The sequence below is a fragment of the Actinospineispora spinosispora DSM 44797 genome (assembly GCF_000429025.1).
GTDB lineage: Bacteria > Actinomycetota > Actinomycetes > Mycobacteriales > Pseudonocardiaceae > Pseudonocardia > Pseudonocardia spinosispora.
This window is the reverse complement of record NZ_KE386837.1, coordinates 24,010-36,262: the sequence shown is the minus strand read 5'-3', so window position 1 is coordinate 36,262 and position 12,253 is coordinate 24,010. Positions and strand designations below refer to the sequence as shown.

12 protein-coding genes are annotated in these 12,253 nt (G+C 71.0%); 4 read left to right on the top strand and 8 right to left on the bottom strand.

Annotation, left to right across the window (positions count from 1 at the left end; genetic code table 11):
* Positions 1 to 279 precede the first annotated feature (279 nt).
* The 5 genes from G406_RS52580 to G406_RS0138985 all read right to left on the bottom strand — a co-directional run bounded on the left by G406_RS52580 (position 280) and on the right by G406_RS0138985 (position 4,802).
* Positions 280 to 1,236: a S8 family peptidase gene (locus G406_RS52580; protein WP_245607379.1), complete on the bottom strand. Its 957-nt coding sequence runs from the start codon at positions 1,234 to 1,236 to the stop codon at positions 280 to 282.
* 183 nt (positions 1,237 to 1,419) lie between these two features.
* Positions 1,420 to 2,532: a sulfate/molybdate ABC transporter ATP-binding protein gene (locus tag G406_RS0139000; protein WP_028938063.1), complete on the bottom strand. Its 1,113-nt coding sequence runs from the start codon at positions 2,530 to 2,532 to the stop codon at positions 1,420 to 1,422.
* Positions 2,529 to 3,302, bottom strand: a complete 774-nt coding sequence (locus G406_RS0138995) for an ABC transporter permease (RefSeq protein WP_028938062.1) — start codon at positions 3,300 to 3,302, stop codon at positions 2,529 to 2,531. Before G406_RS0138995 ends, G406_RS0139000 begins: the two co-directional genes overlap by 4 nt.
* Before the next feature lie 310 nt (positions 3,303 to 3,612).
* Positions 3,613 to 4,401 (bottom strand): molybdate ABC transporter substrate-binding protein, encoded by a 789-nt coding sequence (gene modA / locus G406_RS0138990; RefSeq protein WP_037080939.1) that lies wholly within the window; start codon positions 4,399 to 4,401, stop codon positions 3,613 to 3,615.
* The gene (locus tag G406_RS0138985) at positions 4,398 to 4,802 is read right to left on the bottom strand and encodes a TOBE domain-containing protein (protein WP_028938060.1); all 405 of its coding nucleotides are present in this window, start codon (positions 4,800 to 4,802) and stop codon (positions 4,398 to 4,400) included. The genes modA and G406_RS0138985 overlap by 4 nt, the downstream gene beginning before the upstream one ends.
* Positions 4,803 to 4,881: 79 nt before the next feature.
* On the opposite strand from G406_RS0138985, the gene G406_RS0138980 reads away from it, so the two are divergent.
* Positions 4,882 to 6,087, top strand: coding sequence for an acyl-CoA dehydrogenase family protein (locus tag G406_RS0138980; protein WP_028938059.1), 1,206 nt, complete (start codon positions 4,882 to 4,884; stop codon positions 6,085 to 6,087).
* Positions 6,088 to 6,141: 54 nt separating this feature from the next.
* Here G406_RS0138980 and G406_RS0138975 read toward each other — a convergent pair whose 3' ends face one another.
* Positions 6,142 to 7,830: a DUF8017 domain-containing protein gene (locus G406_RS0138975; protein ID WP_028938058.1), complete on the bottom strand. Its 1,689-nt coding sequence runs from the start codon at positions 7,828 to 7,830 to the stop codon at positions 6,142 to 6,144.
* A gap of 270 nt (positions 7,831 to 8,100) precedes the next feature.
* Positions 8,101 to 9,144, bottom strand: coding sequence for a serine/threonine-protein kinase (locus G406_RS52575; RefSeq protein WP_051343281.1), 1,044 nt, complete (start codon positions 9,142 to 9,144; stop codon positions 8,101 to 8,103).
* Between the two features lie 194 nt (positions 9,145 to 9,338).
* Between G406_RS52575 and moaA the strand changes: the two genes are divergently transcribed.
* Together moaA and G406_RS0138960 are read left to right on the top strand one after the other, a co-directional pair.
* On the top strand, positions 9,339 to 10,412 hold the full coding sequence (moaA, locus tag G406_RS0138965; RefSeq protein WP_084216730.1) for a GTP 3',8-cyclase MoaA: 1,074 nt from the start codon (positions 9,339 to 9,341) through the stop codon (positions 10,410 to 10,412).
* Positions 10,413 to 10,417: 5 nt separating this feature from the next.
* Positions 10,418 to 10,669: a MoaD/ThiS family protein gene (locus tag G406_RS0138960; RefSeq protein WP_028938056.1), complete on the top strand. Its 252-nt coding sequence runs from the start codon at positions 10,418 to 10,420 to the stop codon at positions 10,667 to 10,669.
* 89 nt (positions 10,670 to 10,758) lie between these two features.
* On the opposite strand, the gene G406_RS0138955 is transcribed toward G406_RS0138960, so the two are convergent.
* Complete coding sequence (locus G406_RS0138955; protein WP_028938055.1) at positions 10,759 to 11,355, bottom strand: TetR/AcrR family transcriptional regulator; 597 nt, start codon at positions 11,353 to 11,355, stop codon at positions 10,759 to 10,761.
* Between the two features lie 75 nt (positions 11,356 to 11,430).
* Here G406_RS0138955 and G406_RS0138950 point away from each other — a divergent pair, with 75 nt between their 5' ends.
* Positions 11,431 to 12,060 carry an NAD(P)-dependent oxidoreductase gene (locus tag G406_RS0138950; protein ID WP_028938054.1) on the top strand — a complete coding sequence of 210 codons (630 nt, stop codon included), beginning with the start codon at positions 11,431 to 11,433 and terminating at the stop codon, positions 12,058 to 12,060.
* Positions 12,061 to 12,253 lie beyond the last annotated feature (193 nt).

Genomic DNA, 12,253 nt, shown 5'->3' with positions numbered 1-12,253 from the left:
CTCCGGGCGCCTATAGGCGCCCTTGCCACTCACGAGTCGACGGCGAAGCCGAGATGCCTTGAAGCCGGGCACGGGCTAAGCCGGGTACGGGCTAAGCCGGGCACGGGCGCCGTGGTCCCGACCGCGTGCCGAGAGTGCGCTGCCCCGGGGTCCCTCGTGAGTGATGAGGGCGCCTATAGCCGCCCTGGGCCCTCACAACGAAAAGCGTGTCGTGAGTGCCCAGAGCGGCTACCGCTTCGCGGCCCCTGCGGGGTAGACGCCCTCATCACTCACGAGGGGTTAGAGGCCTCCTGTGTACAGCAACAGGTTCGGGGTTCCTCCTACTGAGCCGCCCTTGATCACGTCCGGGGTTGCCTGTTCGATCATCCAGGCCTTCACCGTCGCCGAGGACGCGTCGCCGTAGACCTGCTTGTACAGGGCCGCCACACCCGCCGCGAACGGCGCCGACATCGACGTTCCGGAGTAGGACGCCGTGCCGCCACCGGGCACCGTGGAGATGATCGCGCTGCCGGGCGCGTACAGCGAGACGCAGTCGCCGGTGCTGGAGGTCGGGCTGCGGCCGTCGGTCTTCGTGGAGTTGGCAACGACCAGGACGTCGGGGGCGTCCCGGGGGGCGACGTTGCACGAGTTCTTCCCCGTGTTCCCCGCCGAGGCCGCGACGAACACCCCGGACCGGGCGAGGTCGTCGACGGCGTCGGTCAGTTCCTGCGACGGGGCCTGGTCGTAGCGCCAGGACAGCACGGCCACCGCGGGGTGCTCGGCGTGGTCGGTCACCCAGCGCACGCCTCTGATCAGGTTCGGCAGCTTCCCGTTGCCCTTGCAGTCCAGGACCTTGACGTCGTGCAGGAGCGCCTGTTTCGCCACGCCGTAGGTGTCCGACGCGGCGATGCCGGCCACGACCGTGCCGTGTTTGCCGCAGTCGCCGCTGGGGCCGCCGGCGAAGTTCGCATCGAACTCGACCCGGCCGCTGAAGTCGGGATGCGTCGCGTCGATGCCGGTGTCCAGCACGTAGATGTTGACGCCAGCGCCGGTCGCGCTTGCCGTGTAGCTGCCGGACAGCGGGAGTTCACGCTGGTCGATGCGGTCGAGTCCCCAGTTGACCGGGTTCTGCTGGACCGCATCGGCTTCCGGGGTCTCCAACGGGCTGGAACCGACGGCCAGGACCGGCGTGGCCGGCGACCCGACGAGCGCGCCGAGCAGGACCGCCAGCGTCACGGCGGCCCTTGGAATGGTCACTGAGCGCGACTTCACTGAGCCGACCTCAGGTTAAAAGCGAACACCGAAGTGACTAAAGTTCTACTAGTGGTGTATTGGACGCGATTATGTCGCTAAGAGTGATCACGAAACTCACTCTAGTGATCCTTCAGGGAAGTTCCGGGATGCAAGCAATCGCGTCGCGGGAGAGTCACCCGTTCGAGATCAACGAGCCGCGGGGTGCACCTTCACCTCGGTGGCCTTGACCGCGAACCACAGCTGCGCGCCCGGCGCCAGTGCCCCACCGTCGGGCCCGAGATCGGCGACCGCCGCCGGTGTCACATCGGCGGCCAGCCCCATCAGCCAGCTCGGGCCGCCGTCGATCGCACCCGCCCGTAGCCGGACCAGCCCACCGCGCGGTTCCAGTCCGGCCAACCGGACGGCCAGCACGTTGCGCGGGCTGCCGACCGGACGCTCCCGGAAGACCGCCACCGCCGACGGGGGGAACACCGCGACGGCGGGGGCTCCGTCGGCCGCCGTCCCGGAGACCTCACCGGACACCAGCGTGCCCTCGGGCGTACGCAGGCCGCCGGGCGCGGTGACGCCGGAGACCAGGTTCAACCCGGCGATCCGCGCGGCGAACGGGCTGCGCGGCCGGGTCAGCACATCTCGGGTCTGGCCCTGCTCGACCACGGTTCCGTCGGTCAGCACGATGACCCGGTCCGCCAGGACCAGCGCATCGAGCACGTCGTGGGTGACCAGCAGAGCGGTCGTCCCGGCACCGGCACGGACCACCCTGCGCAGCAGCGACCTCATCGTCGGGCCAGCGTCGATGTCGAGCGCGGCCAGCGGTTCGTCGAGCAACAGCAGCTTCGGCTCACCGGCCAACGCCCTGGCCAGCGCGACCCGCTGGGCCTGACCGCCGGACAGCTGCGCGGGCCTGCGGGCGGCGAGCGCACTCGCCTCGACCTCGGCGAGCCAGTGCGCGGCCATACGGGCGGCCTCGCGCCGTCCGAGGCCGTGGCACCTCGGTCCGAACGCCACGTTCGCGGCGGCGCTCAGGTGCGGGAACAGCAGCGCCTGCTGGGCGAGCAAACCGACGTCACGCCGGTGCGCCGGGATGTGCACACCGGTCGCCGTGTCGGTGAGCAACCTGCCGTCCAGCTCGACGCGGCCGACGTCCGGATGCAGCAGTCCGGCCAGCACCCCGAGCAGCGTGGACTTGCCCGCGCCGTTCGGCCCGAGGATCGCGACGATCTCGCCGCGCGCCACCGACAGCGACACGTCGAGGGTGAACTCGCGGCGCGCGACGGTCGCCGTCAGCTCGAGATAGGTCATCTCAGCCCCTCGGCGGCGCGGGGGCGGGCCACCGCGATCACCACCACCGCGACGACCACGAGCATGAGCGACAGCGCGATCGCGCCGTCGGTGTCGACCTCCCGCTGCTGGTAGACGAGCAGCGGCAACGTCTGTGTGGTGCCCTGCAGGCTGCCGGCGAACGACACGGTCGCGCCGAACTCACCCAGCGCCCTGGCGAACGCCAGCACCAGACCCGACCCGAGACCGGGCAGCACCAGCGGCACGGTCACCCGGCGGAACGCGGTGAACGGCGAAGCCCCGAGGGTCGCCGCGACCGTCTCGTAGCGCTCCCCCGCGGTGCGCAGCGCGCCCTCCAGGCTGACCACGAGGAAGGGCAGCGACACGAACGTCTGGGCCAGCACGACCGCGGCGGTGGTGAACGGAACGGTCACGCCGAACCACAGGTCCAGCAGCTTCCCGGCCGGGCCGGTCCGGCCCAGTGTGTAGAGCAACGCGAGACCGCCGACCACCGGTGGCAGCACCAACGGCAACAGGACCACCGGACGTGCCCAGCGCACCACCACCGAACGGGACCGGGCCAGGACCGCCGCCAGCGGGCCGCCCAGCAGGAGGCAGATCAGCGTCGAGAGCGCGCCGGTCTCCAGGGACAGCTTCAGCGCCGCGACCGCGGACTCGCTGGTGATCAGCGCCGGGAGCTCGGCGAGGTCGGCGCGAACGATCATCCCGACGACCGGCAACGCGATCAACGCGAACGCCAACACCGCCGGGACCCACAGCGCCACCGGCAGCCCGACCCCGACCCGATGCCTATCCACCCCACACCTCGTGAGTGCCGAGGCCGTCTACCCCGAAGGGGCGCCGCAGGCTAGAGGCGGCCTCAGCACTCACGAGGACCCTGAGGCCGCGCACTCTGTGCGGGCGGTCGGGACCACGGCTCCGGGAACGCCGTGATCGCCTCCAAGGCAACTCGGCTTCGCCGTCGCCCGTGAGTGGCGAGTGGTCCTATAGCAACCCTGAGCACTCACGACGAAAAGCGTGTCGTGAGTGCTCAGGGTTGCTACGCCTTCGGCGCCCCTTCGGGGTAGAACCACTCGCCACTCACGAGGGGGTGCCAAAGCCTGCTTCGGAGAGGGCCTTCTTGCCGTCCGGGCCCTCCACCAGGGCTACCCACTTCGCGGCCAGGTCCGGGTGGGGAGCGTTCTTCAGGGTGGCGATCGGATACTTGTTGATCGCCTTCGAGGCCTCGGGGAAGTCCACGCCCTGGACCTTGCCGTTCGAGGACTTCACGTCGGTCACGTAGACCATCGCGGCGTCCGCGTCGCCGGTGCTGACCTTGGTGAGCGCCGCCCGCACGTCGGACTCCTTGCTGACCGGCTTCAACGTGACCCCGGTGGCCTTCTCCACCTGCTTGGTCGCGCTACCGCACGGCACCGTGTCCGCGCAGACCACGACCTTCAGGTCGGGTTTGGTGAGGTCGGCGAAGGTGTGAATGTTCTTCGGGTCGCCCGGCGCGACGGCGATCTGCAGCGTGTTGGTGACGAACACGCTCGGCGTTCCGGCGGTGAGACCTGCCTTGGACACGGTGTCCATCGTCGAGGTGTTCGCGGCGGCGAACACGTCGGCGGGCGCCCCGTTCACGATCTGCTGGGCGAGGTCGGACGAGCCGCCGTAGTTCAGCCGGACGTCGACGCCCGGGTTCTGCTGCTCGAACTGCTTCTCCAGCCCGTTGAACACGTCGGTCAGCGACGCGGCGGCGGACACCGTGAGCGTCTGGTCACCGGAGGGGGCACTCGACGGAGCCGGCTGCGAACCGCCGCCTCCGCCACATCCGGCGAGCAGCGCCGCGGCCGCCACCGCACCGACGGTCAACCCCAGGTTCCTTCTCATCGTGCTCCTCCCGGTGTCTCCACCACGACCTGCGTCGACTTGATCACGGCAACCGCGAGCGAGCCCGGCTCGAGCCCCAGCTCCTTGACCGCTTCGGTGCTCATCAACGAGACGACCCTGTGCGGCCCGCACTGCATCTCGACCTGCGACATCACTCGATCGGAGATGATCTCGGTGACCAGACCGACCAGGTGGTTCCGCGCGGAGCGGCCCACGGTCGACGGGTCGGGCGCCGCCTGCGCCTGGGCACGGGCGAACTCGGCCAGTCGAGCACCGTCGATGACCTTGCGATTCGATGCGTCGGCCTCGACGGGGAGCATGCCCGCATCGGTCCACCGGCGCACCGTGTCGTCACTGACTCCGAGCAGGCGAGCTGCCTCGGCAATCCGGAACTGCGGCACGGACAGGACCCTACATCCGAGGGTGCGGTGGCGCCCTACGAATGTCGCACCGCTGTCAGCGGCGTCGTAGGGTCAGCCTGTGGACTTCCAGCCGAGCGACACCGCTGTCGACTACACCAACCGCATGCGCGCGTTCCTCGACGAGGCGGTGCTGCCCGCCGAATCCGTCTACGACGCGTGGCGCGCCGAGCGCCGGGGAACGCCGAACGAGTGGGACACCCCGCCCGTCCTGCACGAGCTGAAGACCGAGGCGCGCTCGCGCGGCCTGTGGAACCTCTTCCTGCCCGACGTCTCGAAACTGTCCAACCTCGACTACGCCCACGTCGCCGAGGTGTCCGGCTGGTCGCCGGTCATCGCGCCGGAAGCGATCAACTGCCAGGCACCGGACACCGGCAACATGGAGACGCTGCACCTGTTCGGCACGCCCGAGCAGAAGGAACAGTGGCTGACCCCGCTACTGGAGGGCGAGATCCGGTCCGCGTTCGCGATGACCGAGCCCGACGTGGCGTCCTCGGACGCCACGAACGTGCAGACCTCGATCACCCGCGACGGCGACGAGTACGTCATCAACGGCCGCAAGTGGTGGATCTCCGGCACGGCCGACCCGCGCTGCTCGATCTTCATCGTGATGGGCAAGACCGACCCCGAGGCGCAGGCGCACCGCCAGCAGTCGATGGTGCTGGTGCCCAGGGACACCCCCGGCCTGGAGATCATCCGGAACCTGCCGGTGTTCGGCTACCAGGACCAGCACGGCCACTCCGAGATCACCTTCACCGACGTGCGCGTGCCGGTGTCGAACCTGCTCGGTGAGGAGGGCGGCGGTTTCGCCATCGCCCAGGCCCGCCTCGGCCCCGGCCGCATCCATCACTGCATGCGGCTGATCGGCATGGCCGAGCGGGCGATGGAGCTGATGGTCCGGCGGGCCACCTCGCGCGTCGCGTTCGGCAGGCCGCTGTCCGACCAGGGTGTGGTGCGCGAGCAGATCGCGAACAGCCGCATCGAGCTGGAGCAGGCCCGGCTGCTGGTGCTCAAGACCGCGTGGCTGATCGACCGGCACGGCGCGAAGGGCGCCCGGACGGAGATCGCGGCCATCAAGGTGGTCGTGCCGAGGATCGCCTGCGCGATCATCGACCGCGCCATCCAGATCCACGGCGCGGGCGGCATGAGCGACGACTTCCCCCTCGCCTACTTCTACGCCTGGGCGAGGGCCCTGCGCATGGCCGACGGCCCCGACGAGGTCCACCTGCGCTCGGTGGCCCGGGAAGAACTCAAGCGCCACGGCTGACCCCGTGAGTGTTTTGGGTTGCCCTGGCAACCCAAAACACTCACGGGTACCTGGTCAGCACCAGTTGCCGGGGGCCGGGTCGACCGGGGCGCAGCGGTCGGGCATGCCGGCCGGGCGGATCGTGCCGATGATGCGCAGCAGGTCGTCGTCGGTCACGTCACCCTGCTGGCCGATCATCATCCAGACGACCGACTCGCCTCGGTTGCCCGGCAGCGCCACGGCCTGGATTCGGACCTGGCGAGCCCCGCAGGTCCCCTCCGGCTTCGTCACGTACGCGGTGCTCAGGCTGCCCTGCCGACCACCGACGAGGATCGGCACCGGAGCGCGTAGCCGCACGTCCGGCCGCTGCCCGCCGGACCCGAAGCCGCTGCTCCACAGCCTGGCCGAGGACAGTGCGGCGGCATCGGTGTCCGGGTCGGCCACACCGGTCACTCCGGCCCACGCGGTGGGCTCGGCACGGTCCTGGCCGGGGCACACGATCGACCCGAAGAGCGCGACTCCGTTCATCACCAGCGACGGCTGGCCCTGCGAGTCCCGGAAGACCATCTGGCCGCCCGGCGGCGCGGGCTGCCACGCGGGCGGGACGTCGTAGGCGACGTTGCGGCTCGTGGAGATCGCGGTGTGCCAGCCCGGGATGAGAGGCGGCGGCGGCGCGTCCGGGGCAGGCGTCGGCGTGCTCGGCGCCGGGGGCGGCGTGCTCGGGGCGGCGACCACGCTCGGCGCGCCCGACCACGGCGTCGCGCCGGACAGCACGATCCCCAGCGCGGCCAGCAGGGCGAGCACGACGACCAGCACAAGGACGGTCGGCCAGAGCTTCGTCTTGTCCTCGGCGGGCGGGGCTTGCGGTGCGGGCTCCGGGGCGGCGTGCGGATTCCACGGGGACGACGGCGGCACGGCCACCGGCACCGGCAGCTCCTGAGGCACCTCCGGGGGCGGTGCCGCCGCCAGGAGCGCGACACGCTGCAGGGTCCGCTCGACCGCCGCATGCGTGTCCTTCGGCGGCCAGCTGCCCCGGCCCGCGAAGGACTCGGCCAGTTCGGCCGCTCGCGGCCGCTGCTCGGGATCCTCGGCCAGGCAGCGCGCCAGGTCCGTACGCAGGCTGTCCGGCATCGCGGGCAGCGCCGAGACGCCCTGACCGGTTCCGGCGAACACCAGCACCGAGGCCAGTGCCGCGAGGTCGGCGGCCGGACCCGTGTCTCGGGTCATCGGCGGCGCCACGATGTCCACGCCGACGAGCTTCGGCGCGTCCATCGCGAGCAGGACCGAGGACGGAGTGAGGTTGCGGTGCGCGAGGCCGTTCCCGTGCAGGTGCGCCAGCGCCGACGCGAGACCGGCGGCCAGCGCGAGCAGCGAGTCCTCGGCCAGGGTCCCGGTGGCGGGCACGCGTTCCGCCAGCGTGTCCCCTGGGACGAACTCGGTGGCCAGCCACGGCCGCTCACCGCCGAGGTCGGCGGCCGTCAGGGTCAGCACCGCGAACGCCTTGGGCAGCGCCTCCGCCAGCTCGGTACGGAAGTCCGGGTGGCTCGCGAGCCACCCGTGCAGGAGCTTGACCGCGGCGAGGGTGCCGTCCGAGCTCTGCCCGAGGTAGGTGTCGCCGGTCGCCCCACTGGCCAGCTTGCCCAGCAGGCGGAACGGGCCCAGCCGGGGCGGGTCCGAGGGTGTCGGCGCGGTGAGCAGTGTGCGTCGCCTCCGTGGGTCGGCGTTGTGATCAGTATGCGCCGCCGGTGCAGCCGAGGCTCGCACAGACCGAGCACGCGCAGCACCCAGGTCTCAGCCCGACGGCTTGTGGGGCGGCTTCACACACCTTCGTGTCGTGTCGTGTCGCAGACGCTGCAGTGCCTGCGACACGACACGAAGCTCTGCGAGACGGTCTTGATGTGATTGCTGGGACCGGCGGGGCGAGAAGCCTCCGAGCGCAGGCCGCACGCTCCCACCGCCGCCCGACCAACCCGGGTCCGATTGGCCTCAGCCTCTGTGCGGCGCGGAGAACATCTGGGTGGGCCGCTCAGACATTCAGAGAGAATCGCGTGTGACTTCCTGGACCTGTGTGGGATGCGGTGCCGGGTCGTCCGGAGAGGACATCGCCACCGCGACCCCGCCCAGCAGCGTCAGCACGGTGAGACCGACCGCCAGCAGCGGGATGCGCTCCCGCCTCGGGGTCAGTTCAGGCGTCCAGGCCTGCCTGCACGGTCCCAGCGGTGTCCGGTGCGCCCGGTCGACCAACCTGCGCACCGCCGGGGTCACCCATGGACCGCCACCGGAGGCGAGGGCGCCGAACCTCACGGCCAGCTCGGCCGCGGTGGGCCTGTGCGCCGGGTCCTTGGCCAGGCACCGTTCGAGCTCGTCGCGCAGCGGCCTCGGCACGGCGGTCAGGTTCGGTGGCTGGTGCACGATCCGGGACAGCATGGCCACCGGTGTCACCGTCGTACCGAACGGCCCCTGTCCGGATGCCGCGAACGCCAGCACCGAGGCCAGCGAGAACACATCCGACGGACAGCCCGCGCGGTCGTCGCTCACCTGTTCAGGAGACATGAACGCGGGTGTGCCCATGGCCGCGCCTGCGCGGGTGTCGTCCAGCGCGTGCGCGATACCGAAGTCGATCAGCCGGGGTCCGTCGGCGGCGAGCAGAACGTTGGCAGGTTTCAGGTCCCGGTGCACGACGCCCATCGCGTGCAGTTGCGCCAGCGCCTCGGCCAGGCGCGCGGCGAGCGTCAGCAGGTCGGGCTCGGCAAGGCCGCCGCCCGCCGCGACCGCCTCGCGCAGCGACGGGCCGGCCACGTACTCGGTAGCCAGCCACGGCCGGTCCGCGTCCGGGTCGGCGGCGAGAACGGCGGCGGACCAGGGGGCACGGACGCGCCGCGCGGTCGTTACCTCGCGCGCGAACAGGGCACGGAAGCGCGGATCGCTCGCATAGGGCTCGAGCGCCACCTTGACGGCGGCCAGCTCGCCGTCCGGGCCGCGACCCAGCCACACCTGACCCATGCCGCCGGTGCCGAGCCGCCCCAGCAGCTGGTACCGGCCCACGTGGGTCGGGTCCTCGACTCGCATCGCATCCATTGGAGCCACCTCCGCCGCTGTTGGTCACCGGCTATGACCCACACCGACGCGATTCGGATGGGGTGACCACGGAGATCCGATTCCGCGGCTGCGCGGAGACGCTGCGCCAGCAGATGAGGAATGTCACCGTCTGCGCAGGTCAGACGCATGATTGACAACGTGTAGCCACGGCCGGGGACGGCTACTCTCGTGGTGTGTCTGTCACCGAACTCGGGCTTCCCGGGCTGCGTAGCGCACCCGGAGCCGACCCCACGAGACCGGCTGATCCTCGGCTGATCGACCGGTTCGGCAGGGTCGCGACCGACCTACGGGTCTCCCTGACCGACCGCTGCAACCTGCGGTGCACGTACTGCATGCCGGCCGAGGGGCTCGACTGGACGCCCACCGACCAGCTGCTGTCGAACGACGAGATCGTGCGGCTGGTCGGCATCGCGGTGCACAGCCTCGGGATCGAGGAGGTGCGCTTCACCGGCGGCGAGCCGCTGCTGCGTCGCGGTCTCGACTCGATCCTGTCCCAGGTCTCCGCGCTGGACCCCCGCCCGGAGATCTCGCTGACCACGAACGGCATCGGGCTGGCCCGCCGTGCCGAGGCGCTGGCCTCGGTCGGGGTCGACCGGCTGAACGTCTCGCTGGACACGCTGCGTCCCGAGCGGTTCGCCACGATCACCCGCCGCGACCGGCTGACCGACGTGCTGGACGGCATGGCGGCGGCCCAGCGCGCCGGCCTCGGACCGATCAAGGTCAACACGGTGCTGCTGCGCGGGGTGAACGACGACGAGGCCACCGAGCTGCTGCGGTTCTGCCTCGACGCCGGCTACCAGCTGCGGTTCATCGAGCAGATGCCACTGGACGCCCAGCACGGCTGGGACCGGGCCGAGATGGTGACCGCCGGTGAGATCCTCGCCCAGCTGCGCGCCGACTTCGACCTCGTGCCCGACACCGAGGAGCGCGGCGGCGCCCCCGCCGAGCGCTGGCTGGTCTCCGACGGCCACGGTGGCCATCGCGGATCGGTCGGTGTCATCGCGTCGGTGACGAGGCCGTTCTGCGCCGCGTGCGACCGGACCAGGCTGACCGGCGACGGACAGCTACGCTCCTGCCTGTTCGCCCGTACCGAGACCGACCTGCGTGCCCTGCTTCGCGGCGGCGCCTCGGACACCGAGATCGCCGACGTCTGGCGTGGCGCGATGTGGGCGAAGGCGGCCGGGCACGGCATCGACGACCCCGGTTTCCTGCAGCCCGACCGACCGATGAGCGCAATCGGAGGCTAGTCAGCGTGACCATCACCATTCGCTATTTCGCGGGGGCCAGAGCGGCGGCGGGTGTGCCGTCGGAGGAGATCGCGCTCGCCGAGGGCGGCACGGTGGCCGACGTACTGGCCACGCTGTCCACCCGCCACGGCGCGCCCCTGACCCGGGTGCTGTCCGCGTCCAGCCTGCTGCTGGACGAGGTCGCGGTCCGGGACCACTCCCTGCGCCCCGCGACGGGCGCCACCCTGGACGTCCTGCCGCCCTTCGCCGGCGGCTGACCTCACGTCCCGCCCCCACCGCCCCGATGACACGAATGTGGCTTCAGGGACGTTGAACGTCCCTAAAGCCACATTCGTGCCGCTCGGGGTCAGGGGCGGAGGACTGTGGCGAGCAGGTCGGAGAGCCAGCGGGACCGTTCCTGCCGGGTGGGGGTCTCGCCGGTGAAGGCCGTGAGGAAGGCGCGCTGGAAACAGGCGCCGGCCAGTGCGGCCGCCACCGCGTCCGGTCGCACGTCGTCGGCGACCCGGCCCGCGTGCTGCTCCGCGCGCAGATAGTCGGCGATCGCATGGTTGACCTTGACCGGGCCCGCGCCCCGGGACAGGACACCGTCACGGTGGCGGACCAGCAGGTCGGCGTCGGCGAACACCGAGGCGCTGATCGGGAACGACGCGGTGTAGAAGTCCAGCATCTGCTCGGCGGCCTCGCGCAGCGTGTCGATGACCTCGCCGTGGCCGACCCTGGTCGACAGCTCGTCGCGCACCAGCGCGATCTGGGGTAGTCGTTCCATGAGGACGCACAGGAACAGGTCGACCTTGTCGGTGAACAGCTTGTACAGCGTCGCCTCGGAATAGCCGGACGCCCTGGCGATCTCCTTCGTCGTGGTGTGCGCGAGCCCCTTGGCCCGCATCACCTCCGCGGCGCCGTCGAGAATCCGGTCCCTGGTCGAGGTGACGGGGGGTGTCATACGACCTCCTGGCGTGGTGGGTGAATACTCACTACCCTACTGGGTAAGTGTTCACTCACCCTAGGAGGAGGCGCCATGAAACTCACCGTCTTCGGCGGCACCGGACCGACCGGCCGTGAGTTCGTCCGACTCTCCGTGGCCGGTGGGCACGAGGTCACCGCCGTCGTCCGCGATCCCGCCGCGCTGACCGAGCTGTCCGGCCTCACGATCCGGCGGGGCGATGTGCTCGACGCGTCGTCACTGGACGGCTCGATGGACGGCGCGGACGCGGTCGTCTCCGCGCTGGGCAGTCGTACCGGTCGCGGCCCGACGACCGTGTACTCCGCCGGTATCGACAACATCCTGGGTGTCATGCACGCCGCCGGTGTGCGCCGGCTCGTGGCGCTGACCGCCGTTCCGGTGACGCCGCGCTCGCAACGCGGCCCGAGCGAGAAGCTCTTGGACCGCGTCCTGCACCTGTTCTTCGGCGGTGGCTACGACGACATGGCCCGTATGGAGCAGCGGGTGTTCGCCAGCGACGTGGACTGGACGATCATCCGTCCGCCGAAGCTGACCGACAAGCCGGGCACCGGCGAGTACCGCCTAGCGACGAACAGCTCGCTGCGCGGCGGTATGGCGATCAGCCGCGCGGACCTGGCACTGGCGATGCTCACGGCCCTGCACGACCCGGCGGCCGTACGAGTGTCCCTGAACGTGGCGAACTGACCGGTCCAGCCGAAGCACCCGACTCGCTGTGCCGAAACCCCCGGCTCACGGGGCGGAAGCCTGACACCGCGCACCCTCATGCCACACCGCGCGGTGTGCACACCGCGCGGCGTCACCAGAAGGCGCGCGGCATCACCGGGAGGTGCGCGGTGTTACACCGTGGCGAACTGACCGGTCCTGCCGATGCACCCCC

Bases quoted from the DNA above. Each gene is read 5' to 3' on its own strand.
- G406_RS0138950 (WP_028938054.1), top strand. From the start codon at position 11,431: ATGAAACTCACCGTCTTCGGCGGCACCGGACCGACCGGCCGTGAGTTC.
- modA (WP_037080939.1), bottom strand. From the start codon at position 4,401: ATGAGAAGGAACCTGGGGTTGACCGTCGGTGCGGTGGCGGCCGCGGCG.
- G406_RS52575 (WP_051343281.1), bottom strand. From the start codon at position 9,144: ATGGATGCGATGCGAGTCGAGGACCCGACCCACGTGGGCCGGTACCAG.
- G406_RS0138955 (WP_028938055.1), bottom strand. From the start codon at position 11,355: ATGACACCCCCCGTCACCTCGACCAGGGACCGGATTCTCGACGGCGCC.
- G406_RS0139000 (WP_028938063.1), bottom strand. From the start codon at position 2,532: ATGACCTATCTCGAGCTGACGGCGACCGTCGCGCGCCGCGAGTTCACC.